This is a genomic window from Aeromonas sp. TS_SC_11, assembly GCF_057318915.1.
This window is the reverse complement of the sequence record NZ_CM170470.1, coordinates 3,478,954-3,504,636: the sequence shown is the minus strand read 5'-3', so window position 1 is coordinate 3,504,636 and position 25,683 is coordinate 3,478,954. Positions and strand designations below refer to the sequence as shown.

Genomic DNA, 25,683 nt, shown 5'->3' with positions numbered 1-25,683 from the left:
AGAATGAAACGTGGCGACGTGAACATGGCATCGTAAAAAATAATTGTTCCGCTCGTCTTGTCTCCGGTTTATTTGTTATTCGGAGGTCATCGCATCGTTCAGTTAATATACAGGCGTGCTGTCTGGCATCTATTTTCGGCGACAGACAGAGCGAGTGTTGATGTTTCTGTGCGGCTTATCCCTGACTGGGACAAGGCAGGCGGTTATCGACATATTCGAGGATCTCCTGCTCCAGCACGCTGCGCACCGGCAGCAGCATCAGGCCGAGACGCACCTCCAGTTGCAGGTTTGTGTCGGTCAGGCAGAGAAAGCCATTGACCCCGGCACCGCGAAACAGCAACCGGGTCTCTTCCTCATCTTCCCATTCACAGTCGAGTTGGTACTCCTCGCTCATGTCTTGTGCAATGGCTTCGGCGGCGAGCCGCACACCGGCCAGCCCCAGAGGGTGCTGGCGATTGACCTGGATGGTCGACAGGCTGCTGCCGACAAGGGGATCGTATAGGAACATGCTAACTCTCTGAGCGATGACAACATTTATTGATATTAAACACATGAATCAAACAAGTGAAAGCCATTTGCAACATAATTGGGACTCACTTAACAAAGCCGCTTGAGCAAGGGCACCACGCATTTATCCCCTGCCCGCCCGCGAGTTACACTCAAGGAGAAGCATGTATCGGCGCTGTAGTGCACGCTACTATCCGCCTCACTATCCACTTATCATGTTCCCTGTTTTTATCCGTTCGCCAAGCCATTCGTTGCAGGTCACCAGAGAGCTGAATATGACCCAAGAGACACGCCTATCCGATGATCCGCAGTCCGAAGACGAGAGCACACTGGGGCGGCTCTATCGTCAACTCAATCGGGTCGCCTCCCTGCGCGAGCAGATGCGTAACCACCCGGAAGATCAGCAAGACAGAGACAGATTGCGTCAATGGCAGGCAGATCGCTTGGGGCGCACCCACAGGGATCTGCTGGAGAGCGAGCGCTACGGCCCGGCCGCCGAATTTTTCCTGACGGATCTCTATGGCCCCGGGGATTGTGCCCGGCGCGATGCGGACGTGATGCGCGTCATGCCGACCGCCGAGCGATTGCTGCCGGAATCGGGCCTCAAGGTGCTGGCCCAGGCGATTGAGCTTGACGCCCTCTCCGAGGAGCTCGACTACCTGATGGTGGTGGCGCTGCGTCGCAGTGGCGCCATAGGTCGGTTGACGGCAACGGCGTATGCCCTCGCCTATCGGGAAGTGGGTGAACCCGAGCGACGCGCCCATCAGATAACCCTGGTCACAGAGCTGGGAATGACGCTTGACAGGTTGGCCCGCAAGCCTTTCCTCGGCACCACCCTCAAACTTGTCTCTGGGCCGGCTCATCTGGCGGGGCTCGGCGAGCTTTTCTCTTTTGTCGAGCGCGGCTATCGGGTCTGTCATCAGATGGGGCGGGCCAACGAATTTCTGGAAACCATCGCCAGCCGGGAAACAGTCATCATGAAGGCGCTGTTTGACGGGGATGCCAGCGTGCTGGCCTGACTGGCGGCGCATGACGCTCCAATAAGAAGCGGGCTCCTGCGGCCCGCGTCTATTTCTGGTGGGGAAACCTGCGGATCAGATCACCAGCAGATCCATAAAGGCGTGGACTGGTGTGCTGGCCAGCTGCTTGCCATCCTGGCAGAGGGCGAGAATATCGTGCACCCGTTTGGCCGGGAAGCGTGTCGCCAGATTGTGCTGGAATTTTTCCACCAGCAGGGGTATCCCCTCCTCCCGCCGGCGACGATGGCCAACCGGATATTCCACCTCCACCTTGGCGCTGTGGCTGCCATCCTTGAAGAAGACCTGGATGGCATTGGCGATGGAGCGCTTGTCTGCCTCCAGGTATTCGCGGCTGTAGCGTTTGTCTTCCTGTACCACCATCTTGGCGCGCAGGGCATCGATACGGGGATCGGCGGCCACGTCATCTTCATAGTCCTCGGCTATCAGGCGCCCGAAGATGAGCGGCACGGCCACCATGTATTGCAGGCAGTGATCCCGATCCGCCGGGTTGTTGAGTGCCCCCACCTTGCTGATGATGCGAATGGCCGATTCATGGGTGGTGAGCTCGATGCGGTCGATCTCGTCGAGCCGCCCCTTCACCTCCTCATGCAACTTCATGGCGCACTCGACGGCTGTCTGGGCATGGAACTCGGCCGGATAGGCGATCTTGAACAATACGTTCTCCATCACATAGCTGCTATAGCCCTGATGCAGGGCGAACTGATTGCCCTTGAACAGCACATCGTAGAAGCCCCACTTGGGTGCGCTCAGTACGCCGGGATAGCCCATCTCGCCGCTCATGGTGATGAGCGCCAGACGCACGGCGCGGGAAGTGGCATCCCCGGCCGCCCAGCTCTTGCGTGACCCCGCGTTGGGGGCGTGGCGATAGGTGCGCAGGCTCTGGCCATCGACCCAGGCCTGAGAGACCGCATCGATCACCTGATCGCGATTGCCCCCCAGCATATGGGTCACCACGGCGGTACTGGCGACTTTCACCAGCACAACGTGATCGAGCCCGACCCGGTTAAAGGAGTTCTCCAGCGCCAGCACGCCCTGGATCTCGTGAGCCTTGACCATGGCGGTCAGCACATCGGCCATGGTGAGCGGCGTCTTGCCCTCGGCGACGCGAGTGCGTGACAGCCAGTCGGCGGTAGCCAGAATACCCCCCAGGTTGTCGGAAGGATGGCCCCACTCGGCGGCCAGCCAGGTGTCGTTGTAGTCGAGCCAGCGAATGATGGCGCCTATGTCCCAGGCCGCCTTGACCGGATCGAGACAGAGCTGGGTGCCGGGCACCCGGGCACCAAAGGGCACGACCGTGCCCGGCACGATGGGCCCCAGATGCTTGGTGCACTCGGGAAAACGCAGCGCCAGCAGGCCGCAGCCCAGGGTATCCATCAGGCAGTAGCGGGCTGTATCGAGCGCCGCCTGGCTGGTAATGGGGTGGTTGCAGACATAATCGGCAATATCGACCAGCACCTGATCGGGAGAAGGTCTGTGGTTGACGTCGACGTTGGCGGACATCGTGATTTCCTTATCGTTGTTGCAGAGAGACGAAATGACGGGGGGCCGGGCCGACGTAATCGGCGCTCGGGCGAATGATCCTGTTGTGTTCCCGCTGCTCCATCACGTGGGCACACCAGCCGGTGACCCGCGAGCAGACAAAAATGGGCGTGAACAGCTTGGTCGGGATCCCCATGTAGTGGTAAGCGCTGGCGTGGAAGAAATCGGCATTGGGGAACAAGGCTTTCTCCTCCCACATCACCTTCTCCGCCTCGCAGGAAACGCGATAAAGACGTGAGTCCCCCACCGCCTCGGCCAACCGGGCCGACCACTCCTTGATGATAACGTTGCGGGGATCCGAGGTGCGATAGACGGCGTGGCCAAAGCCCATGATCTTCTCCTTGGCGATGAGTTTCGCCTGCAGCTCGCGCCGGGCCTGGGCTTCATCCTGCCAGGGCTCGATCATCGCCATGGCGGCCTCGTTGGCACCACCGTGCAGCGGCCCGCGCAGGGTACCGATGGCGGCGGTAATGCAGGAGAACATATCGGAAAGCGTGGAGGCACAGACCCGGGCTGCGAAGGTGGAGGCGTTGAACTCATGCTCCGCATAGAGAATGAGGGAGACATGCATGACGCGGCGCGCCAGCTCGCTCGGGGCTTTCTGGTGCAGCAGGGCCAGGAAGTGGCCACCGATGCACTCCTCATCGGTATCGAGCGCAATGCGCAGCCCTTCGTGGCTGAACTTGTACCAGTAGAGCAGTATGCCAGGGAAGGCCGCCAGCAGCCGATCAGCCACTTCATGCTCGTGCTCGAAGCCATCTTCCGGCTCCAGATCGCCGAGCATGGAACAACCGGTACGCAACACATCCATGGGATGGGCAGTGGCAGGGATGCGCTCAAGCACCTCCAGCAGGGCGGTGGGCAAGGTGCGCAGGCGGCGCAGCTCACGCTTGTAGTCCACCAGTTGTTGTTCACTGGGCAAGGCTCCCTTGAGCAGCAGATAGGCGACCTCTTCAAACTGGGCGCCCTCTGCCAGTTCCTTGATGTCATAGCCGCGATAGGTGAGCCCGGTACCGCTCTTGCCCACGGTGCAAATGCTGGTCTCCCCCGCGCTCTGACCCCGCAGGCCGGCGCCGCCCAATGGCTTCTGTTGTCCCATAACCTTGCCTCCTAATCCCTGGATGTGAACAGACGATCCAGTGTCTGCTCGTAATGGTGATAGCCGAGGAAGTCATACAGGGCTTCCCGGGTCTGCATTGTGTCCACGACGGCTCTTTGGTGGCCATCCTGGCGAATGTGCTGATAGACGTTGAGCGCGGCCTGATTGGCCGCCCGGCTGGCACTCAGGGGATAGAGCACCATGTCGACCCCATGCTTGGCGAGCGCCTCTTTATCAAACAACTCGGTCTGGCCGAACTCTGTCATGTTGGCGAGGATGGGCACCCCGGCCGCCTGCTTGAAGCGATCATACTGACCAAGCTCGGTCACCGCCTCGGCGAAGATCATGTCTGCTCCGGCGGCCACATAAGCGGCGGCGCGCTCCAGCGCAGAGCCAATCCCCTCCACTGCCAGTGCATCGGTGCGCGCCATGATGACGAAGTCATGATCCTCACGGGCATCTACTGCCGCTTTGATGCGATCGCACATCTCATTGAGGGATACCACCGCCTTGTTGGGTCTGTGGCCGCAGCGTTTCTGGGTGACCTGATCTTCCATGTGTACAGCCCCTACCCCTGCCCGCTCGAACGCGCGAATGGTGCGGGCGATATTGAAGGCGCCGCCCCAGCCGGTGTCGATGTCGACCAGCAAGGGTACCCTGGTGGCCGCTGTGATCCGCTCTGCATCGATCAGCACATCATTGAGGGAGGTCATGCCGAGATCCGGCAGGCCATGGGAGGCATTGGCCACACCGGCACCGGAGAGATAGATAGCCGCAAAGCCGCTACGTTCGGCCATCAGGGCCATGTAGGCATTGATGGTGCCGACGATCTGCAGTGGCCGTTCGTTGGCAAGGGCGGTGCGAAAACGCAGGCCTGCCGAAGGGGTAAGGCTGGACATCATGACTCCTTTCATTTGTCTGGTCTGACTATCTAATATCACGTTTACGTTAACGTCAATCATACTTTCGTGGCAGAACGGTGCCAGGCAAGACAGGGCGCGGGTTTTAGGGTAAATTTCACCAATTCCTTCAACAGGTTGAATCGTATGTCGGATCCCAATCCCGTGATCGTCTGCCCGGCCTGCGACTTGCTGATCGAACGCAAGTTATTGCCAATGCGACGCCACGCTCACTGTCCTCGTTGCCATCAGCATCTGTATGGACGCTACGCTTTTCGCCCCTCCCAGTTGATGGCCCTGACCATCACAGGTTTTCTGCTGCTGCCCTCCGCCTTCTTCGAACCGCTTATCTACCTGCGTCTGGCCGGGGTGAACTCGGATGCCAACTTGCTCAAGGGCATCATGGTGCTGATGGTCGAACACGAATTCTGGGTGGCGGGACTGGTGCTCTGGTGCGCCGTGTTGGCACCGGTGGGCCTGCTGCTCGGGATCTTTTTGCTGTCCTGTGGCCTGGCCAAGCGTTGGCACATACTGGCCCCGACCCTGAAAGCGGTGGAGGTGTTTCGTCACTGGGCCATGCTGGAGGTCTACATCGTCAGCCTGCTGGTCGCGCTGTTCAAACTGATCGATATCGCCGATGTGCGCCTGGGAGGCGGCTTGTTGAGTCTGGGTATTCTGATGCTGCTCAACATGACACTGCTGACCCTGTTTGATCCCGCGCCTTACTGGGAGCGCGTGCCACTGGAGGAGCCGGAACATGACCCAGACCAGCGCCCGTGAGCTGGGGCTCTGCCGCTGTCACAGCTGCGGTTTGCTGGTTCGCCATCAGGCCGGCGCAGTTTGCCCCCGCTGCCACAGCAAGTTGCAGTTGCGCATCCCCCATTCGCTGGCCTGGTCATGGGGCTTGCTGGCACTGGCCACCTTCATGTTGCTGCCCGCCAATCTGCTGCCCATCACCCACTTCTATAACAAGGGATTATTGCAGTCCGATACCATCTTCAGCGGTATCATGATGCTCTATCGCAGCAAGATGTCGGGGATCGCCACCATAGTGCTGACCGCCAGCATCATAGTGCCGGTGGGCAAAATTTTGGGGCTGGGCTGGATCTGCTGGCAGTTGCAGCGCACCAAGCCGGTGCGGCGCAAGCGTCAGCTCATCATGTATCGCATCATCGACTTCATCGGCCGCTGGTCCATGCTGGATTTGTTTGTCATCTCGCTGATGGTGGCGTTGGTTGATCGCGGCGTGCTGCTCAATGTGCGGGCGGGCCCCGGCGCCACGGCGTTTGCCTGTGTGGTTGTGCTGACCATGATGTCGGCCAGGATGCTGGATACCCGGCTGCTGTGGGACAAAGCGGCCCGCTGATACCCCTTGGATAATCTCCCTTTCTGTTTTGGACAAGGTGACTTGTTGATGATTTGTTTGTATCTGAAGTGCTGTTCACATCAGCCAATTAAGGAGTCGGTATGATCGGGGCTGAACCCGTCATTGAGAAGCGTCGCTGGTTATCGCCAGTCTGGTTGTTGCCCTTCATTGCCCTCTTGCTGGCTGTCGGGTTCATCTACCAGCAGTTTGCGAGCAGTGGACAACTTATTCGCATCAATTTTGCCCAGGGCAACGGCATTCTGCCGGGCAAGACCCAGCTGCGCTATCAGGGGGTGGCCATAGGGGTGGTGCAGGATCTGGAGCTGGCTGAAGATGGCCACAAGATAGCGGTACTGGCCAAGATAGACAGCCGAGCCCGTTCGCTTATCCGCAAAGGCTCCGACTTCTGGCTGGTGAGCCCCAAGGCATCGCTGACCGAAATTTCCGGCCTCGATACCCTGGTCTCCGGCAACTACATCAACCTGCAGCCCGGCCGGGACAACAATCCGCTGGAAGAGGAGTTTGATGCACTGGATGGCCCTCCCCCGGGTTATCAGGCTCAAGGGCGCATGTTGCACCTGACTGCTGACTCGTTGGGGTCGGTCGGGATTGGCGCCAGGCTTTATTTCCGTGGTATCGAGGTGGGCAGCGTCATCAATACCCGCTTGGGCCAGGACAACCAGAACGTGATCCTGGATCTGGTGATCGAGCCGCGCTTCGAGCACCTCGTCAAGGCTGACACCCGTTTCTGGAACATCAGCGGCATCAAGGGGTCCTTCAGTCTGGCCGGCGTCAGTGTGGAGGCGGGCAGCCTCACCTCCATCCTCAGCGGCGGCATAGCATTTGACTCTCCCAAAGCATCGCCAGAGCCACAAAAGGGGCAGACCTTCACCCTCTACAAGGGACTGGCCGAGGCCGCCCGTGGTGAGCGGATCGACATAGCCGCGGGGGATCTGCCCATCAAGGAGGGAATGCCCATCCTCTATGAGGGGATCGAGATTGGCCGTATTGACCCCATTCGCCTGACCGACAAGGGCCGGATTGTGACGGCTTTGATCAACCCGGAACAAGCATTTCGGATCACCGACGAAAGCCGGCTGGTCTGGGAGACAGTTTCCCTCGGCGCCAGTGGTCTCAAGCACGCTGATCGCCTGCTGGCAGGGCCTGCCATTCGCCTCGACTATGTGGCGGGGGAAAGGGTCAAAGCCATCACCTTGAGCGGCCAGGATCAGGTCAGCGGCACCCGGCTCACACTGTTGGCCGATGATCTGGCGGGCCTCAATGAAGGGGCTCCGCTCTGGTACAAGGGGTTGCCGATTGGTCAGATAAACCAGCTGAGCCTGGATGCAAACGGCAATGCCAGCGTCGCTCTGGTGGTCAATACGCAATATCAGCACTTGCTGAAACGGGCCCGTTTCTATCGGGCGTCACCACTGCAGATCGATGCCGATCTTAGCGGTATCAAGGTGGAAACCAGCCCGGCCAGCGCCTGGATTGGCGGCGGTATCAAGCTGGTGCAGGCCGTCACCGGTGAGCGCATCAACCGCCTCTACCCGAGCCAGGAGCTGGCATTGCTCGGTACCCGGGACGCCAAGCCTCAGCGCTGGTTGCTCAAGGCAGAACAGGCAGATGGTATCGGCATCGGCTCACCCGTGCTCTATCTGGGGCTTGAGGCGGGCAAGGTCAAGCAACTGCGCGCGGCCAAAGAAGGGGTGGAGATCGAGCTGGAGATTGACGGCGTTTATGCCCCCCTGCTCTCCCGGCAGCCGCAGTTCTGGAAAAAACCCGCCCTGGATACCCGGGTGCGCGTCGATGGCGTACACGTCAAGGTGGGCAATCTTGCTACCCTGCTGCGCGGTGCCATCGAGTTTGACCGGCTGGGAACCGGCCGCAGCAACCATCAACTGTTTGATAGCAAAGAGCAGGCACGGGCGAAAGTGCGCGCCCTCTCTCTGGTGGCCGACAACAATCCGGGTCTGGGGGTCGGCAGCCCGATCCGCTATCGTGGTGTCGACATCGGCAAGATTGAGCAAATCGAGCTGGAGCCATCGCTGGGTCAGGTGATCTTCAAGGCCGAGATGGATGGTCAGTATGCGGAGCGCTTTATGCAATCCGGCGCCCGCTTTACCCTGGTACAAGCCAAGCTGGGATTGGGCGGCATAGCTCACCTCGATACCCTGATCAAGGGGGCCTTTGTGGAGGCTCAGCCAGGCCAGGGGGCGGGCAAGGACCGTTTTCCCTTGAGTCAGACGGGCCCGGTTGGGCTGGCCTTGACCCTCAAGAGCCCGTCGGTCAGCGGCTTGAGTGTTGGTAGCCCCTTGCTGTTTCGCAAACTGGTGGTGGGCAGCGTCACAGGCGTGGCGTTGGCCCGCGATGGCAGCGAAGTGTTGATCGATGTGAGCGTGGATCAGGAATATGCCCACCTGGTTCGGGCCAACACCCGCTTCTGGAACGTCTCCGGCGTCAAGGCAGATATAGGCCTGACCGGGGGCACCATCGAAGTGGAAACCGTGCAGAGCCTGCTGGCTGGCGGCATCGCCTTCAACACCCCAGAGCGGGAGATGGGGCCGACCGTCAAGGCGGGCCATCGTTACCCCTTGCATGGCAAGGCAGAGAAAGAGTGGCTGGAGTGGAGCCCTCGCATTCTGCCCTGATCGTCTCTTTCCTATCACACCAGCCCGGCCATGACGCCGGGCTTTTTTATGTTGCCGGTCGGCACTGTTAAGAAAATTCCTAGCCTTGTGATAGGATATCGCCCCTTATTTTGGGTCAACGAGACGGCGCCGTGCACGACAATACCTATCTTCCCGATCACTTCTTGCACCATATTGTGGCCATCATGCCGGCTCATCTCTCCATGGATGAATTCGTAGCCAGTTGTCGGCGGCCGCTGCGGCGCAGCATCCGGGTGAACACGCTGAAGATATCTGTCTCCGACTTTGTGATGCAGATGCAGCCACTTGGCTGGCAACTCGATGCCGTTCCCTGGTGCGAGACCGGTTTCTGGTTGACCCGGGTCGATGAGTCCGTGCCCCTTGGCAATACCGCAGAGCACCTGAGCGGCCTCTTTTATATTCAGGAAGCGAGCTCCATGTTGCCGGTGACGGCGCTATTTGCCAGCGATCAGGTCAAGCGAGATGGCATGCTGCTGGATGCGGCGGCCGCCCCTGGTTCCAAGACTACCCAGATAGCGGCGCTGATGAACAATCAGGGCATGCTGGTTGCCAATGAATATTCCAGCAGTCGGCTCAAGGTGCTGAGTGCCAACATCCAGCGCTGCGGCGTCACCAATGTGGGCATGACTCACTTCGATGCCAAGGTGTTTGGCCAGTGGTTGCCGGAGACCTTCGATGCCATCTTGCTCGATGCCCCCTGCTCCGGCGAAGGGACAGTGCGCAAAGATGAAGATGCCTTGCGCAACTGGAGTATCGAGAGCATCGACGAGATTGCGGCGGTACAGCAAGGGTTGTTGGAGAGCGCCTTTCACGCCCTCAAACCCGGCGGCGTGCTGGTCTACTCCACTTGCACCTTGAGCCAGCAGGAGAACCAGGCAGTCTGTCAGTCTCTGCTGGAGAAGTTCGGCGATGCCCTGACCGTTGATTCGCTGGCCGACCTGTTCCCCAATGCGGATCAGGCCTGTACTCCCGAAGGATATCTGCACGTTTGGCCCCAGATCTTCGACAGTGAAGGCTTTTTCGTCGCCAGATTACGCAAGCATCACTCAGTGCCCAACACCATGTTCAAGCCGGGCAAACTCGGCAAGTTTCCCTTCTCGCCACTGCCAGCCAAAGAGGCTGAGCCCATGCTGCGCGAGATTGAAGCCAATTTTGGTGTGGTACCCCCAGGTCAGCTGTTTGGTCGCAATGACGAGATCTGGCTCTTCCCTCACCTGTTTGGGCAGCTGCAGGGCAAGTTGCGTTTCGATCGCATCGGCATCAAGCTGGCGGAGACCTTCAAGAAGGGCTATCGCCTTACCCATGAGTGGGCGCTGGCCTATGGCGACAAGGCGACACAAGGGGTTGTCGAACTCGACAGTGCCAATGCGCGAGAATTCATGATGGGGCGGGACGTCTGGCCCGAGCAGGAGGCTGGCACTGGCGAGGTGATCGTTCGTTATCAGGGGCACTCCCTGGGCATGGGGAAGTGGGTAGGTAGCCGGGTAAAGAATGCCCTGCCCCGTGAGCTGGTGCGCGACAACAATCTGTTCGGTGCATAAACTCCGCGCCTGATCGAGTCTGGAAAACCCACACTTCGGTTGAACTTTTATTCGGATCTTGAAAAGCCTTGAGCCTTGTCTAAGCTTAAGGCTATCCGAACACCAGTTAGCGCACGGCTCTGCAAGGAGCCAATTCCCCTATGCCAGGTACAAGGAATTCGTACCTGGCTTTTTTTATGTCCGGACTTTCTGTTTTCTGCCTTTCACTCAAGCACATCCGCCATCTCTTTCTCAATCTGGGGCTGGGATGACAACTCATGCTGATAGAGCAGATCGATCGCCTGTTCGATGAGCGAAGCCTGACTGTCTTCAAGGTGCATCCCCAATTCCTGTAACCGCTCGGCGTGGCGATTGCTAATCCAGCACTGCAACCGGCTATGGGTTTCCTGCTTGCGTTTCACATGCTGGCGCTGTCGTTCGGCATTGTTGTGTGGAGCTGCCGCTTGGGGCTCATTCACGTTTATTTCCTGGCTCATATGACCTTGCAATGTTCTGTTTTAATGTTTGTTATCTCTAACCTGTAGTGCATTGTTGCCTGAACAAGAAGGCTCTCCCCTCCCATCGGGCACTTTGGCAAAGCGCGATAAATATATCATCAGATCAACAAGATATGATTTAACATAAAAAATTCAGTGACGCGGAGTGTCACAACAAACCATCCAGAGCGTGATCGGAGAACTTGTGGGCGTCGTCGAAATACTCCTGCAGGGTACGCATGTCCTTGTGGCGAGTCACCTCTATGATCTTGTTCATGGGCTTGCCGGCGGTGACGGCCGAGGTGATGAATCCCCGCCGCAGGCTGTGGCCACTGACATGGAGATCATCGATGACCTGGCCAGTGCGCCGCTTGATCATCAGGTTTATTCCCTGGGGGCCGAGGGGGTCCGACATAAGCTGACCCCAGCGGTTCATGCGACGAAACAGCGCGCCCTCGCCGATCCGGCTTTTTTTAAGCCAGGTGTGCAGCGCCGAGACGGGGCAATACTGCTTGCCAGGAATGAGCGCTATCTCGGTTTCATGGAGCTGATGTTTGCTCGGCTTGAGGCGAAGCCGGATCCCCTGCCCCACAAAATCGAGATCGCTGACCTCGATTCTGGCTGCCTCCGAGCGGCGCAAGGCACCACTGAACATCAACAGCAGCAGAGTGTGATCCCGTAAACCGGCCAGGTTGGAGGTGTCGATTTCATCGAGTACCCTGGCCAGCGGTTGCAGGGTCAGCGCCCCCGTCTTGCGCTTGCGGTTATCACCAAGACGCACTATGCCACGCATCATCTCCTTGATTTCGGCATGCTCGGTCGGCATGGGATGAATACCCTTCTGCTTGAAGGCGTAGCGGATCCCGGCAAGTCGCCTGACCAGGGTCGCAGGTTTACGTGGTTCACCGTTGCGTAGTTCCCCTTTCCCTTCCTCTTTATCCAGCCACACCCAGTCCGCCAATATGCCATCGGCCTGATCCGCCAGAAAATTCATGATGTCGTGATGAGTGGTTTGCAGCGGGTCAAGCCCGTGGAGCTGGCACCAGAATACGAAAATACGGGTATCGGCCTGATAGGCATTGAGGGTGGAATCCGATTTGGCACTGCGCAAGAAGCGTCTCGCCCGACTATTGAGCTGAGGATCGAACACAGTCTGCAATGACTGATAAACAGGGGGTAAAACGGTTGGATAAGCCACGTAAGTCTATGATTTAATGCGGAGTTTGGGAGGATCTTACAGGATCTTCTATATACATCAAGTATCGATAATGAATATTATCGATATCTATAGAACCGCTAATTAAACCCCCTGAACCCCGATGTTCACCTGCAGCAACATCATCTGTAATGAACAAGTTTTCAACGACCTCATCGCACTGACATTCAATGAGCTGTGAGAGATAACAAAGGGTGTGGGAGGTGATAACGAGGGGAAGTGTATGCGGATGATTTTAAATAAAGAGGCCCCTTTATCCGGGGCCTAGTCGTTTATTTTTTTGCCAACTTGAACAGTTCAAAGAAGTTTCGGCTGGTCACCTCTGCCAACTCGGTCAGTGGCATCTGACGAAGGTCGGCAATAAACTGGGCAACATCTCGCACAAAGGCAGGTTCGTTCTCCCTCCCCCTATGAGGCACAGGGGCGAGATAAGGAGAGTCTGTTTCAACCAGCAAGCGTTCCAGCGGCAATGCCTTGACCACGGCTTGCAGCGCGGATGCATTCTTGAAGGTCGCTATGCCGGAAATGGAAATATAAAAGCCCATCTCCATCGCGGCCTGGGCCATCTCCAGGGATTCGGTGAAACAGTGCAACACACCACCCACCTGGTCGGCCCCCTCTTCACGCATGATCTGCAGGGTATCTTGCTGAGCATCACGGGTGTGAATGATCAGCGGCTTGTTCAAGGCACGAGCGACCCGGATGTGTTCGCGGAAGGAGGCTTGCTGCACCTCCTTGTTTTCCGGCGAGTAGAAGTAGTCGAGACCAGTCTCGCCGATGGCGATCACTCTTTCGTCCGCCGCCTGGGTCAGCAACAGCTCGGCATCGACACCGGGTTCCTGATTGAGCGGATGCACGCCACAGGAAGCAAACACCTGAGGATAAGGGGCGATCGCCGCCAGCATGGTCGGAAACTGTGCCTGGGTGACACTTACACACAGAAAGTATCCCACGTCCTGCTGTGCAGCCTTGGCCAGCACGTCGGCCATGTCGGTCTGCTTGCTGCCATAGCTGAGGCGATCGAGGTGGCAATGGGAATCAACGAGTAACATAAAGAACCTTTGCGTCTTGTCAGATTTATAACCAGCGGCTGAGCCAGTTCATCAGATGAATGGTGGGATTGGAGAGCTGGCCAGGTTGGCAGGCGGCCTTGAGCGCCACGAGCTGCTGCTCCGCCTCCAGCAACTTTTCGCTGGAGTTGCCCTCGGCCAACTGCTGACTGAGGGCCGCCAGATCCGGCATCGCCAGCTGATGATGACCACAGCCGGCCTGAGTCTTGAGTGCATCGCACAAGAACAGCTGCAACCAGTGCAGCCTTACCTGAGTTTCATCCGCCAGCTGGCTGCAGACATGGGTGGCCCGAGTCGGGGTCAGTGGCAGTGAGACGAAACTCTCCAGCAACTCCCGGCGTTTGCCATCCTGCTGCTCTTCGATGTAACGCAGCACCCGCAGTGGGGCTCCCTGGCAGATCCGCACCTGAGCCAATGTGGCCTGGTGACCCTGTTCGGCCAGCCAGCGCACCGTCTCCCCTTCCGTCGGCAACTGGCAGACGTGCTTGTGACAGCGGCTCAGGATAGTGGGCAACAGACGGGAAACCTGGGAGGCAATCAGCAGCAAGAGACTATCGCCGGCCGGCTCTTCCAATGTCTTCAGCAAGGCGTTGGCAGCGGACTCCGTCATGCGCTCCGCATCCGGAATGATCACCACTTTGCCCCGGCCAAGCTGGGCCGAGTTCTGCAAGCGAGCGCAGATCTCGCGAATAGTTTCGACCCCTATGGTCTTGCTGTCGATTGTAACGGTACCAAGATCTGGGTGATGTCCCTTGTCAAATAGCTGGCACGAGTGGCACTGGCCACAGGGCTCTCCGCGATCCGGCTGCTGGCAGAGGTGCAAGCGCGCCAATCGTTCTGCAAGCTGCTCCTTGCCAAGACCGGGATCGCCGAGCAACAACCAGGCGTGGCCCAGCCGACCGGCCTCGGCCGTCTGACTCAGGGCATGCCAATCCGGGATCAGCCAGGGATGCATACGTGCTCGTTCGACAGGTAGTGGTCCAGTGCGGCCTCGATGGCGGCTTTGACCTGATCCGGAGTTTGGCCGGCATCGATCACCCGGATGGAATCATCCTTGGCGGCCAGTTCGAGATAACGGCTGCGAGTGCGCTCGAAGAAGCTGAGCTGCTCCAGTTCGATCCTGTCCAGCTCGCCACGATGACGGGCTCGCTGCAAACCAAGGGCAGGATCGATATCAAGATAGAGGGTGAGATCCGGTTTGAAGTCACCGAGCACCGCCTGCTTGATGGCGCCGATGAGCGCCGCATCGATGCCACGCCCGCCGCCCTGATAGGCCTGGGAGGAGAGATCGTGGCGATCCCCCACCACCCAGCGACCATCAGCCAGAGCCGGCTTGATCCGGGTCTCGACCAGCTGCACCCGGGAGGCATACATCAGCAACAGCTCGGCTTCGATGGTAAGGCGCTCGTCGTGCACCTCCTTGACGATGGCGCGCATCCGCTCGGCCAGCGGGGTTCCCCCAGGCTCACGGGTGCATTCGATCTGGTCGATGCCGTGGCGTTGCAGATAATCGGTAACATAACGTACCGCGGAGCTTTTCCCTGCCCCTTCCAGTCCTTCAATCACGATAAATTTAGACATTAGGGTTTCTTCAATATGTATTCGCGAACCGCCCGATTGTGTTCATCGAGGGTCTTGGAGAAATAGTGGGCACCGCCCCCTTTGGCGACGAAATAGAGATAGTCGGTCGACTTGGGGTTGAGGGCCGCTTCGATGGAAGCCTTGCCGGGCATGGCGATGGGCGTAGGCGGCAGGCCATCGATCACATAGGTGTTATACGGATTCACGTCCGTCAGATCGCTGCGGCGGATATTGCCATCGTAACGATCCTTGACCCCGTAGATGACGGTAGGATCTGTCTGCAGCTTCATGCCTAGACGCAAGCGGTTGACGAACACGGAGGCGATCTGCGCCCGCTCATCCGGCTGGCCCGTCTCTTTTTCGATGATGGAAGCCATGATCAGCGCTTCATAAGGGGTCTTGTAGGGCAGATTGGCCTGGCGCTTGTCCCAGCTCTGTTGCAGGAAGGCTTTCATGTCCTGATAAGCGCGACGCAGTATGGAGATGTCGCTGGCATGGGTGGTGTAGGCGTAGGTCTCCGGCAGGAACCAACCCTCCAGCTTGCCATTGTCGATGCCAAGCTCGTGAGCCAGATCGGCTTCAGATTGCTCCACGGTCAGCCGCTCCAGATAGGGCGCGCCGGAGAGCTGCTTCAGCCAGTCCTCAAAACGGGACCCCTCGACGAAGGTGAGGCTGAAGTGAAACTCCTTGCCCGATGCAAACAGAGAAAGGGTCTCTTTAAGTGGCGCCCCTTCCTTGATCTCGTAGGTACCGGATTTGATCGCAACCAGCTCGGGGTGACCACGCAGCCAGAGCCGCACGGCCCAGGGACTGGTTTCCCCCTCCCCCAGCTCGGCGATCAGGCGCGCAGCATGGGCCCCTTTCTCGACGGTAAAGAGGCGTGTCGGCCCCTTGTTGGTGAGCGTCTCCACCTGCTGCCACTTGTGATATACATAGCCCCCGGCCACGGCAACTGTCAGCGCCGCGCCCGCGAGCAGGGTGTAAAGCCGATTAAACTTCAATGACCAAACGCTCCTGTAAACGGCGGATCAATACCGGGCTCGGATACTGAGTATCCCCAATGCCGGTCACCGGCACTATGCCCATCAGGGTATTGGTCAGCCATACCTCTTCGGCCTGCCACAGTGACTCCAGCGGAGCCTCCACGACACGCAGTTCAATACTCATCTGTTTTAGCATCGCCATCACATGGCGCCGCATGATGCCATCAATACCGCAGTGGGAAAGATCCGGTGTAAACACCGTCTTGCCACGGCGCCAAAACAGATTGGCACTGACACCTTCTACCAGAAATCCCCGACTGTTCAAGACTATACCTTCGACTCCCGAACGCGTCGCAAGTTCGCTTTTCAGCAAGACCTGTTCCAGCCGGTTCAGGGTCTTGAGTCCCGCCAGCATGGGAGCATCGCCGAGCCGTTGCTGGCAAACCAGCAGTGGAATGCCGTTTTGCTGCCAACCCTGATAATGGCTCGGGTAATCGGCAAGGGAGACGATACGGGTAGGCGCCTCGCAGGCACTGCCGTCATAACCGCGCCCGCCAGTTCCCCTGGTCAGCATCACCTTGGCGACAGCCTGCGTCTGGCCGGCAGCCAATTGCGCCACCTCCCGGGTCAAAGTTGACCAGTCCATTCCGGCAAATCCGAGTCTGGCGCTGGCCTGCTGCAGCCGTGCCAGATGGGCAGACCACCAGACAACCTGACCGTTTCTGACCAGCATGGTGGTGAAATGACCATCCCCATAGGCCAGCCCACGATCCCTGGCGGACACAGCATCTGTCTGCATTCCATTGATAAGCAAAAGGATCCCTCCGATAAAAAAGGCCCGATACCGGCAGTATCGGGCCCGAGTCATCCGCCCTGGGGCGAATTATACGCGTTTGAAGATCAGTGAGCCATTGGTGCCGCCAAAACCGAACGAGTTGGACAAGGCATACTCAAAGTGACCAGGTTTGGCTACGTGAGGCACCAAATCCAGATCGCACTCTTCATCCGGATTATCCAGATTGATGGTGGGTGGAGCCACCTGATCACGCAGCGCCAACACTGTGATGATAGCTTCGATAGCACCCGCCGCCCCCAGCAGATGGCCGGTCATGGACTTGGTGGAGCTGATCATCAGGGCGCTGGCATGCTCGCCAAACACCTGCTTCATGCCACGCAGCTCGGCCACATCACCCAAGGGAGTAGAAGTGCCGTGAGCATTGATGTAACCGATCTGCTCGGGAGCGATACCGGCATCCTTGATGGCATTTTTCATGGCGCGCGCGCCACCGCTGCCGTCAGAGGGAGGTGCCGTCATATGATATGCATCGCCACTCATGCCAAAGCCAACCAGCTCGGCATAGACCTTGGCGCCACGGGCCTTGGCGTGTTCATACTCTTCCAGTACCAGCACACCCGCGCCATCACCCAGCACAAAACCGTCACGATCCTTGTCCCACGGGCGACTCGCCTTCTGGGGCTCGTCGTTGCGGGTAGAGAGTGCCTTGGCCGCCGCAAAACCGCCCATTCCCATGGGGGTAGAAGCCTTTTCGGTACCGCCGGCTACCATCACGTCCGCATCACCGTAGGCGATCATGCGGCCAGCCATGCCGATGGCATGGGTGCCTGTGGTACAAGCAGTAGTCACCGCTATGTTGGGGCCTTGCAGTCCCTTCATGATGGAGAGATGACCGGACACCATATTGATGATGGTGGACGGCACGAAGAAGGGGCTCAGCTTGCGCGGGCCACCGTTGATCAGGCTGGTATGGTTCTGTTCGATAAGACCCAGACCGCCGATACCGGAACCTATGGCCACACCGACCCGCTCTGCATTGTCTTCATTGACAACCAGACCCGCATCATCGAGTGCCTGGATCCCCGCCGCCACACCGTACTGGATGAAGAGATCCATCTTGCGGGCTTCTTTGCGGTTGATACCGTACTGTTCGGGATCAAACTCTTTGACCTGGCCTGCGAAACGGGTCGCAAACTCGCTGGCATCAAAATGTTCGATAGGAGAAATGCCGCTCTGCCCGTTGAGCAGGGCTTGCCAGCTGGATTCGGCAGTGTTGCCCACCGGGGAAAGCATCCCCAAGCCGGTCACCACGACTCTGCGTTTTGACACTGAGGTAGTCTCCGAGAGGTATTTTGAAAGGGAGTAAACATAAAAGAAGCGGCCCTTGGGCCGCTTCTTTCAGAACAGGAACTTATTCCTGATTAGCGGTGATGTAATCGATAGCCGCTTGAACAGTAGTGATCTTTTCGGCTTCTTCATCAGGAATTTCGGTATCGAATTCTTCTTCCAGCGCCATTACCAGTTCAACGGTATCCAAAGAGTCAGCGCCCAGGTCGTCGACGAAGGAGGCAGCGTTCTTGACGTCTTCCTCTTTAACACCCAGTTGTTCGATGATGATTTTCTTTACGCGTTCTTCGATGTTGCTCATGACCTGAATTTTCCTTTAAAAATACGCTATTGCGTCTGGTTGGGGTAGTTTATTCAATTAACGTCAGTTTGCAAGTAGCTTGCCTCTGGTCAAACCACGAAATTCGCCAAACTTCGGCGTACTATCGCAAATTTGAACAGATCTCACGACAAATTGATTACACCATGTACATCCCGCCGTTAACATGCAGGGTTTCGCCAGTGATATAGGCGGCATCATCCGACGCCAAGAATACCACAGCTGCGGCAATTTCTTTTGGATCACCCAAACGGGCTGCTGGCACCTGATTCATGATGCCGGCACGTTGTTCATCATTCAGTGCCCGGGTCATGTCGGTCTCAATAAAACCGGGCGCAACCGCATTCACTGTAATACCACGGGATGCCACTTCCCGAGCCAACGATTTGGTAAAGCCAACCAGACCCGCCTTGGCGGCTGCATAGTTGACCTGGCCTGCATTGCCCATGGTTCCGACCACGGAGCCGATGCTGATAATCCGGCCATGACGCTTCTTCATCATGGCGCGTAATACTGGCTTGCTCAGACGATAGAGGGAAGTCAGGTTGGTGTCGATGATTTCATTCCACTCGTCATCTTTCATACGCATCAACAGGTTGTCGCGGGTGATGCCGGCATTGTTGATCAGGATATCGATGTCGCCGAAACGCGCCTTGATGGCCGCGAAAACAGTCTCGATGGATTCAGGACTGGTCACGTTCAGTGCCATGCCACAACCCTGCTCACCCAGATAGGCGCTGATAGCCTCTGCGCCGCTGTCGCTGGTCGCAGTGCCGACGACTTTTGCGCCACGGGCCGCAAATGTCTCGGCAATCGCACGGCCGATACCACGACTGGCACCGGTCACCAACACAACCTTATTGGTAAAACTCATTATCTGCTCCTGTTTACTTGGACTGGGCCAGCGCCAGCTCGAAAGAGGCTACATCGTTGGCATGGATACCTTCCACGCGCTTGTCGATGCGCTTGGCCAGCCCGGTCAATACCTTGCCCGGCCCCATCTCGATCTCGAGGGTGACACCTTCATTGGCCATCCGCTCCACCGTCTCGGTCCAACGGACCGGGCTGAACAGCTGACGCACCAGCGCTTGCTTGATGGCGGCCGGATCCTGTTCGCAGGATACGTCGACATTATTGATGACTGCGATGGTTGGAACCTTGATCTCGATCCCGTCCAGCGCAGCCGCCAGTTTTTCTGCGGCAGGTTTCATCAGTGCACAGTGGGATGGCACCGAGACCGGCAGCGGCAATGCCCGCTTGGCGCCAGACTCTTTCATCAGTACGTTGGCGCGCTCAACCGCTTCCTTGTGACCGGCGATCACCACCTGGCCCGGGGAGTTGAAGTTGACCGGAGAGACCACCTGACCTTGCGCCGCTTTTTCGCAGTTGGCGGCGATGGCTTCGTTATCCAGACCTATGATGGCCGCCATGGCACCGGTCCCTTCCGGTACGGCTTCCTGCATGGCCAAACCACGCAGTTCAACCAGTTTGACCGCATCGGCGAAATCCAGCGCGCCACTGCACACCAGTGCAGAGTACTCACCCAGACTGTGGCCAGCCATCATGGCGGGGGTGGCCCCACCCTGCTGTTGCCACAGACGCCACAGGGCGACGGATGCCGTCAGCAACGCTGGCTGGGTACGCCAGGTTTTGTTCAGATCTTCAACCGGACCATCCATGACCAGGGCAAACAGGTCATAACCCAGCACCTGGCTCGCCTCGGCGAAGGTTTCCTTGATCACGGCGTGTTGCTCGGCCAGCTCGGCCAGCATGCCAACGGCTTGGGAGCCTTGTCCCGGGAAGGCAATGGCAAATTGGGTCATCATTGATTCCTTTAAGGTAAGACAAAACGAAATCGGTCACGGGATGATGCCTTGGCGCCATCCCGCTGAAGATCAGAGGCGGATCAGCGCCGAACCCCAGGCGAAACCACCGCCGAAGGCCTCCAGCAGTACCAGCTGGCCCGGTTTGATCCGGCCGTCACGCACCCCTTCATCAAAAGCAATGGGCACGGAGGCAGCAGAGGTGTTGCCGTGTTTGTCGAGGGTCAACACCACTTTATCGAGGCTCATGCCGAGCTTCTTGGCGGTCGCGCTGATGATGCGGAAGTTGGCCTGGTGCGGTACCAGCCAGTCGAGTTCGCTCGGCGCTATGCCAGCGGCTGCCAGCGTCTCGGTCACGATCTCGCTCAGCCGCGTTACCGCGACCTTGAATACATCGTTGCCCTTCATATACATGTAGGCTTCGAGCTCGGCGCCCGGCATGCCGCGACGAGGGTGCGGCAACTTGAGCAGATCGCCATAACGGCCATCGGCATGAAGGTGCGTAGACAGGATCCCCGGCGTCTCGCTTGCGCCAACAATCACAGCCCCTGCCCCGTCACCAAACAGTATGATGGTACCGCGATCTTGCGGGTCACACATGCGGGACAGCACATCGGCACCAACAACCAGCACATGGCGGGCGGCCCCGGACTTGACGAACTGATCGGCAATGGAGAGCGCATAGGTGAAACCGGCGCAGGCGGCGGCCACGTCAAATGCAGGAATGCCTGGCACACCGAGTAATCCCTGCAGCTCGCAGGCGGCAGCCGGGAAGGCGTTTTCGGCGCTGGTGGTAGCCAGCACTATCATGTCGAGATCGGCAGCGGTCAGACCCGCAGCTTCCAGGGCGCGCAGGGCGGCCTGGTGAGACAGGGTGGCGACAGTTTCGTCGGCACCGGCAATACGGCGTTCACGGATCCCGGTACGTTCCACGATCCACTCATCACTGGTTTCAACCATTTGCTCGAGATCGGCGTTGGTACGCACTGAACTCGGCAGATAACTGCCAGTACCCAGAATTTTGCTATGCATAGAGTTCTTATAGATCCCTGTCGGAAAAGACAGATTCAAGGCGATCTGCTATTTGCAATGGAAGTTGATGCTTGGCCTCTTGTGCGGCCAGCAGGATCGCATTACACAGAGCGTGCCGTTCGGCTCGCCCATGGCTTTTTACCACAATGCCGCGCAATCCTAACAGACTTGCACCGTTATACTGGTCGGGGTTCAGGTAAGAAAAACGTCGTTTGAACATAAATCCGGCGAGTCGGCCAAGAAAACTGCGTTTTTTGCGGGGATATCCGGCCAGCTGGGCCATCATCCGCACTACCCCTTCCGCCGTTTTGAGGGCGACATTGCCAACAAAACCATCGCAGACAATAACATCACACTCGCCGCTGAAGATGCGATCCCCCTCGACAAAGCCAACGAAATTGAGTGCGCTGCACTGACGGAGCAACTCTGCGCTGTGACGCACCAGGTCATTGCCCTTTATCTCCTCCTCCCCCACGTTGAGCAAGGCAACCCGGGGCGACGCAATGCCTTCAACCTTTTCGGCTACCACCGACCCCATCACAGCGAACTGCAACAGGGTGTCGGCATCGCAGCTGACATTGGCGCCGAGATCCAGCATCACGGTACGCTTGCCACTCAAGGTCGGCAGCGCCTTGATGAGCGCAGGTCTGTCGACACCGGGCAAGGATTTGAGCACACACTTGGCCATGGCCATCAGGGCACCGGTATTACCGGCACTGACGCAGGCATCGGCCTCACCGGCTTTCACCAGATTGAGCACAACCCGCATGGAGGAGTCTTTCAGAGTTCTCAGCGCCACGATCGGCTTGTCGCCCATGCCAACCACTTGGGATGCATGTACGAAACGAACGCGAGGATGAGTCAGCAAGCCATGTTGCTGCAATAAGGCAGTGGTCTGGTGTTGATCACCAACCAGAATGAGTTTTAGCTGGGGCAAAAGAGACAGTGCCTGCACAACGGCAGGCACTGTTTCCGAGGGGCCAATATCTCCCCCCATTATGTCTAGCGCGACAGTTTGCGTAGACAAAGGCAATCCTTAAGCGATTACCTTTTTACCGCGGTAGAAACCATCGGCAGTCACATGGTGACGACGATGAATTTCACCACTGGTCTGATCAACAGTCAGAGCTGCACTGGTCAGCGCATCGTGTGAACGACGCATGCCACGCTTGGCACGGGTTTTACGGTTCTGTTGTACGGCCATTGTAGGCTAACTCCTAGATTCACTTACGTTTAAGCTCTTCAAGAACTGCAAAGGGATTCGGCCGCTCATCAGCAGGTTCGATATCACCCCAAGTCATGTCCATGTTACCACGAGGGCACGCATCCATTGGATGCATTGCCACCTGAGGCAACGAGAGGATGAGTTCATCCTCCAGAACTTGATGAAGATCTATCTCGCCGTTTTCGTCCAACTCAATGGGCTCATAAGCTTCCGGCAGTTCTTCCTCGTTTGTTTTTTCAAACAGCGGAGTGTAGATAAAATCAGCTTCACAAAGGTGCTCGAATGTCTCTCCACAACGCTGGCAAACCAGGTCAACCTTGGCATGGGCAGTGCCTTTCATAACGGTCAACTTCTGGACATCTTTGCCAAAGTGCAGTGATACATCAACATCACTCTGCAAGCCTGCGGTTGATTCCTCCAGCCTGGGCATCTGCGACTTTTCCACTATCCCGACATAGTCGAGCAGCTTCAAGGCATTACGGACTGGATCAACCTTAACGGGCAACTTCACCTTTTGCATAGGGCGCGAATATTATAGGTCCAACAACTGATAGTCAAAGGAAAAAGTCCTTACCGCCGATGATTTTAACCATACAAGTCCCTGAGATGCCGGGACTTGTTCTCATCGGTGGCTGATTATGCCATAAACAGCAGGATCCTACACAGGATCCTGTCCGGATTTACTGCTCACCCAGAAGACAACCCAAGTGCCATCCGCATCATTGCTGGTCCAGCATGGAAACCTCATCGGAGATTTGCCCGGCTCACGGCGTGACGATACCATCGGCACCTGACTGCATCGAATCAGGACATCACAACACAATGCCAACACAGCTTATCCTCGCCTCCACGTCCCGCTATCGCAAAACCCTGTTGGAAAAACTCGGCCTTCCCTTTGAATGTGCGGCACCCGAGGTGGATGAATCTCCCCTGCCCGGCGAGTCTGCCGAGACGCTGGTGGCACGGCTGGCCTATGCCAAGGCGAATGCCATTGCCAACCAGCGAGATCAGGGACTGATCATAGGGTCCGATCAGGTGTGTGTCTGCGACGATCAGATTCTGGGCAAGCCGGGCACTGTGGAGAAGGCGGTGGCACAACTGATGGCCGCACGGGGCCGCAGCATTACCTTTTATACCGGCCTGTGCGTACTGGATGCCACCAGCGGCAAAGCAGAACAGCTGGTGGAGCCCTTCACTGTGCACTTCCGCACTCTGGATGAGACCGCCATTCGCCGCTATGTGGCAGCGGAGATGCCCCTTGATTGCGCGGGCAGTTTCAAATGTGAAGGGATGGGGATAGTGCTGTTCAAGGGGCTGGAGGGGCGCGATCCCAACGCCCTGATCGGCCTGCCCCTGATCGGTCTGATCGAGCTGCTGGAACGCCACGGCCTCGCCCTTCCCTGACGGGAATAGTCTATCCACGACGAGCCAAACGAAAAACGGGAGCCAAGGCTCCCGTTTCGTCATCTATTCAACTGGCATATGGCAAGACTAACCCAGCAGCAGCTTCAACTCGTCCATGGTATCGACGACCGCAAGCGGATCATGTGTCTGCAAGCGCTTCTTGTCGTGCACACCCCAGCTTACGCCGATCCGCGGCATGGCGAGCGCTTCTGCCATCGCCATGTCGTGGATGGAGTCACCGATCATCACCGCCTGATGGGGAGCAAAGCCCAGTTCATCCAGAATTTGCGTCAACATCAGAGGATCGGGTTTGGAGTTGGCCTCGTCCGCGCCACGGGTGGCAGCAAACAGCGGCCGCAGGCCAGTATCATCCAGCACCCGATCCAGGCCGCGGCGAGACTTGCCCGTCGCCACCGCCAATGCAATTCCCTGCCCGTGCCAGTGATGCAGCAGCGCACTCGCCCCGGCAAACAACGGACTCGGTGTACCGTCATGCAGATAGTGATGACGATAACGGGCGATCAGGGCGTTGACCCGCTCGCCGCCCGGCGCCAGGTCAAACAGCAGTGGAATGCCGACCTCCAGGCTGAGCCCTATTATCTGATGTGTCTGCACCGCAGTGGGCACCGACTCGCCGCAATCGCGCGCCGCCCCCGCGACGCAGGCAACAATCCGCCCCACCGAGTCCATCAGGGTACCGTCCCAGTCGAAAATGGCGAGTCGGATAGCCTTCATCAGCGTGCCAACTTGTTGAGGAAATTGTCGAGCTCAGGCGCGAGCGGTGCCTCGATCAGCACCTCGCGGCCATCAACCGGATGAGTGAATGTCAGCTTCCAGGCGTGCAAAAATAGCCGTTTCAGCCCTTGGCTGCGCATTTTCTCGTCAAAGGCAGCTTCCCCATACTTGTCATCACAGGCAATGGGATGACCTGCATGCTGGGTATGGACCCGGATCTGGTGGGTACGCCCCGTGATCGGGCTGCACTCGACCAGGGTCGCCTCGGCAAATTGACGGGCAATCCGGAAACGGGTTTCGGATGGCTTGCCATCACTGCTGACCCGCACCACCCGTTCACCGGATTGCAGATCATTCTTGCGCAGCGGCGCATTGACCACCTTGACGTGGGGCTGCCACTGACCGCGCACCAATGCCAGATACTGCTTGCGCATGGTTTTGACCCGCAGCTGCTCATGGAGGCTGCGCAGGGCACTGCGCTTCTTGGCAACCAGCAGTACGCCAGAGGTGTCACGATCCAGCCGATGCACCAGCTCCAGGAAGCGGGCGTCCGGGCGCAGGGCTCGCAGTCCCTCTATGACGCCAAAGCTCAGACCACTGCCGCCGTGCACGGCCATGCCGGACGGTTTGTTGAGCACTATCATGGCGTCGTCTTCAAACAGGATCTGGCTCTCCAGACGCTGGATGCTGCCAAGGTTGGCAGAGGGCAGTTCATTCTTCTCGGCAACCCGCACGGGGGGAACCCGCACCTCGTCGCCCGGGCAGAGTTTGTATTCCGGTTTGATGCGCTTTTTATTGACGCGCACTTCCCCTTTTCGAAGGATGCGATAAATCAGGCTCTTGGGGACGCCCTTTAGCTGAGTCTTGAGAAAATTGTCGATGCGCTGCCCTTCATGCTCAGCTTCGATGGTGAGCAGCTGCACTTGTTGTTGTATCTGTGTCATGGCGCGGATTTTAACACCGCCGGCGCCCCTTGGCTGCATGCTTTGTTGAAAAATGGCGCCTTGCTA

At 58.1% G+C, this 25,683-nt stretch carries 27 protein-coding genes; 6 read left to right on the top strand and 21 right to left on the bottom strand.

Going from position 1 to position 25,683, the window contains the following annotated elements; genetic code table 11:
* Window positions 1–175: 175 nt before the first annotated feature.
* A complete protein-coding gene (locus AC1P02_RS16235) occupies window positions 176–553 on the bottom strand; it encodes a polyhydroxyalkanoic acid system family protein (RefSeq protein ID WP_085941456.1) in 378 nt (125 codons plus the stop codon).
* 229 nt (window positions 554–782) lie between these two features.
* Here AC1P02_RS16235 and AC1P02_RS16230 point away from each other — a divergent pair, with 229 nt between their 5' ends.
* Window positions 783–1,526 (top strand): DUF8198 family protein, encoded by a 744-nt coding sequence (locus AC1P02_RS16230; RefSeq protein WP_485182659.1) that lies wholly within the window; start codon window positions 783–785, stop codon window positions 1,524–1,526.
* Between the two features lie 75 nt (window positions 1,527–1,601).
* On the opposite strand, the gene AC1P02_RS16225 is transcribed toward AC1P02_RS16230, so the two are convergent.
* Genes AC1P02_RS16225 through prpB form a run of 3 tightly spaced genes read right to left on the bottom strand, consistent with a single transcriptional unit; the run spans window position 1,602 to window position 5,084 of the window.
* On the bottom strand, window positions 1,602–3,047 hold the full coding sequence (locus AC1P02_RS16225; RefSeq protein WP_485182658.1) for a bifunctional 2-methylcitrate dehydratase/aconitate hydratase: 1,446 nt from the start codon (window positions 3,045–3,047) through the stop codon (window positions 1,602–1,604).
* A gap of 10 nt (window positions 3,048–3,057) precedes the next feature.
* Window positions 3,058–4,185, bottom strand: coding sequence for a bifunctional 2-methylcitrate synthase/citrate synthase (gene prpC / locus AC1P02_RS16220; protein WP_059167791.1), 1,128 nt, complete (start codon window positions 4,183–4,185; stop codon window positions 3,058–3,060).
* A gap of 11 nt (window positions 4,186–4,196) precedes the next feature.
* Window positions 4,197–5,084, bottom strand: coding sequence for a methylisocitrate lyase (gene prpB, locus AC1P02_RS16215; RefSeq protein WP_485185471.1), 888 nt, complete (start codon window positions 5,082–5,084; stop codon window positions 4,197–4,199).
* A gap of 147 nt (window positions 5,085–5,231) precedes the next feature.
* Here prpB and AC1P02_RS16210 point away from each other — a divergent pair, with 147 nt between their 5' ends.
* From AC1P02_RS16210 to rsmF, 4 genes are all read left to right on the top strand, one after another.
* Complete coding sequence (locus AC1P02_RS16210) at window positions 5,232–5,864, top strand: paraquat-inducible protein A (RefSeq protein WP_310011362.1); 633 nt, start codon at window positions 5,232–5,234, stop codon at window positions 5,862–5,864.
* On the top strand, window positions 5,842–6,450 hold the full coding sequence (locus AC1P02_RS16205; protein WP_005311518.1) for a paraquat-inducible protein A: 609 nt from the start codon (window positions 5,842–5,844) through the stop codon (window positions 6,448–6,450). Before AC1P02_RS16210 ends, AC1P02_RS16205 begins: the two co-directional genes overlap by 23 nt.
* Window positions 6,451–6,551: 101 nt before the next feature.
* Window positions 6,552–9,104: a PqiB family protein gene (locus tag AC1P02_RS16200; RefSeq protein WP_485182657.1), complete on the top strand. Its 2,553-nt coding sequence runs from the start codon at window positions 6,552–6,554 to the stop codon at window positions 9,102–9,104.
* A gap of 131 nt (window positions 9,105–9,235) precedes the next feature.
* A complete protein-coding gene (gene rsmF / locus AC1P02_RS16195) occupies window positions 9,236–10,666 on the top strand; it encodes a 16S rRNA (cytosine(1407)-C(5))-methyltransferase RsmF (RefSeq protein ID WP_485182656.1) in 1,431 nt (476 codons plus the stop codon).
* A gap of 203 nt (window positions 10,667–10,869) precedes the next feature.
* Here the strand turns inward: rsmF and AC1P02_RS16190 are convergent, their stop codons facing one another.
* The 15 genes from AC1P02_RS16190 to yceD all read right to left on the bottom strand — a co-directional run bounded on the left by AC1P02_RS16190 (window position 10,870) and on the right by yceD (window position 23,054).
* On the bottom strand, window positions 10,870–11,142 hold the full coding sequence (locus AC1P02_RS16190; RefSeq protein WP_059167795.1) for a RepB family protein: 273 nt from the start codon (window positions 11,140–11,142) through the stop codon (window positions 10,870–10,872).
* Window positions 11,143–11,311: 169 nt separating this feature from the next.
* Entirely contained in the window at window positions 11,312–12,253 is a 942-nt protein-coding gene (locus tag AC1P02_RS16185; protein ID WP_485182655.1) for a site-specific integrase, read from the bottom strand.
* Window positions 12,254–12,630: 377 nt separating this feature from the next.
* On the bottom strand, window positions 12,631–13,410 hold the full coding sequence (locus AC1P02_RS16180) for a TatD family hydrolase (RefSeq protein WP_125598520.1): 780 nt from the start codon (window positions 13,408–13,410) through the stop codon (window positions 12,631–12,633).
* Between the two features lie 25 nt (window positions 13,411–13,435).
* Window positions 13,436–14,383: a DNA polymerase III subunit delta' gene (gene holB / locus AC1P02_RS16175; RefSeq protein ID WP_125598517.1), complete on the bottom strand. Its 948-nt coding sequence runs from the start codon at window positions 14,381–14,383 to the stop codon at window positions 13,436–13,438.
* Complete coding sequence (gene tmk, locus AC1P02_RS16170) at window positions 14,368–15,009, bottom strand: dTMP kinase (RefSeq protein ID WP_125598514.1); 642 nt, start codon at window positions 15,007–15,009, stop codon at window positions 14,368–14,370. Before tmk ends, holB begins: the two co-directional genes overlap by 16 nt.
* Window positions 15,009–16,010, bottom strand: coding sequence for an endolytic transglycosylase MltG (gene mltG, locus AC1P02_RS16165; RefSeq protein WP_021138904.1), 1,002 nt, complete (start codon window positions 16,008–16,010; stop codon window positions 15,009–15,011). The genes tmk and mltG overlap by 1 nt, the downstream gene beginning before the upstream one ends.
* On the bottom strand, window positions 16,000–16,860 hold the full coding sequence (gene pabC, locus AC1P02_RS16160; RefSeq protein ID WP_485182654.1) for an aminodeoxychorismate lyase: 861 nt from the start codon (window positions 16,858–16,860) through the stop codon (window positions 16,000–16,002). Before pabC ends, mltG begins: the two co-directional genes overlap by 11 nt.
* Window positions 16,861–16,875: 15 nt before the next feature.
* Window positions 16,876–18,117, bottom strand: coding sequence for a beta-ketoacyl-ACP synthase II (gene fabF, locus AC1P02_RS16155; protein ID WP_125598508.1), 1,242 nt, complete (start codon window positions 18,115–18,117; stop codon window positions 16,876–16,878).
* Window positions 18,118–18,199: 82 nt separating this feature from the next.
* Window positions 18,200–18,436, bottom strand: a complete 237-nt coding sequence (gene acpP / locus AC1P02_RS16150) for an acyl carrier protein (protein ID WP_005300909.1) — start codon at window positions 18,434–18,436, stop codon at window positions 18,200–18,202.
* A 157-nt stretch (window positions 18,437–18,593) separates the two neighbouring features.
* Complete coding sequence (fabG, locus tag AC1P02_RS16145; protein WP_058394355.1) at window positions 18,594–19,328, bottom strand: 3-oxoacyl-ACP reductase FabG; 735 nt, start codon at window positions 19,326–19,328, stop codon at window positions 18,594–18,596.
* Between the two features lie 13 nt (window positions 19,329–19,341).
* Window positions 19,342–20,277 (bottom strand): ACP S-malonyltransferase, encoded by a 936-nt coding sequence (fabD, locus tag AC1P02_RS16140; RefSeq protein ID WP_034281768.1) that lies wholly within the window; start codon window positions 20,275–20,277, stop codon window positions 19,342–19,344.
* A gap of 72 nt (window positions 20,278–20,349) precedes the next feature.
* Entirely contained in the window at window positions 20,350–21,309 is a 960-nt protein-coding gene (locus tag AC1P02_RS16135) for a beta-ketoacyl-ACP synthase III (RefSeq protein WP_021138909.1), read from the bottom strand.
* Between the two features lie 7 nt (window positions 21,310–21,316).
* Entirely contained in the window at window positions 21,317–22,336 is a 1,020-nt protein-coding gene (plsX, locus tag AC1P02_RS16130) for a phosphate acyltransferase PlsX (RefSeq protein WP_011898705.1), read from the bottom strand.
* A 9-nt stretch (window positions 22,337–22,345) separates the two neighbouring features.
* Window positions 22,346–22,513 (bottom strand): 50S ribosomal protein L32, encoded by a 168-nt coding sequence (gene rpmF, locus AC1P02_RS16125; RefSeq protein ID WP_005311492.1) that lies wholly within the window; start codon window positions 22,511–22,513, stop codon window positions 22,346–22,348.
* Between the two features lie 19 nt (window positions 22,514–22,532).
* Window positions 22,533–23,054 (bottom strand): 23S rRNA accumulation protein YceD, encoded by a 522-nt coding sequence (gene yceD / locus AC1P02_RS16120; protein WP_005311491.1) that lies wholly within the window; start codon window positions 23,052–23,054, stop codon window positions 22,533–22,535.
* 302 nt (window positions 23,055–23,356) lie between these two features.
* On the opposite strand from yceD, the gene AC1P02_RS16115 reads away from it, so the two are divergent.
* Entirely contained in the window at window positions 23,357–23,938 is a 582-nt protein-coding gene (locus AC1P02_RS16115; RefSeq protein WP_485182653.1) for a Maf family protein, read from the top strand.
* Window positions 23,939–24,025: 87 nt separating this feature from the next.
* Here AC1P02_RS16115 and AC1P02_RS16110 read toward each other — a convergent pair whose 3' ends face one another.
* Both AC1P02_RS16110 and rluC read right to left on the bottom strand, forming a co-directional pair.
* On the bottom strand, window positions 24,026–24,673 hold the full coding sequence (locus AC1P02_RS16110; protein ID WP_485182652.1) for an HAD family hydrolase: 648 nt from the start codon (window positions 24,671–24,673) through the stop codon (window positions 24,026–24,028).
* Entirely contained in the window at window positions 24,673–25,617 is a 945-nt protein-coding gene (gene rluC, locus AC1P02_RS16105) for a 23S rRNA pseudouridine(955/2504/2580) synthase RluC (protein ID WP_005311488.1), read from the bottom strand. Before rluC ends, AC1P02_RS16110 begins: the two co-directional genes overlap by 1 nt.
* Between the last annotated feature and the right edge of the window lie 66 nt (window positions 25,618–25,683).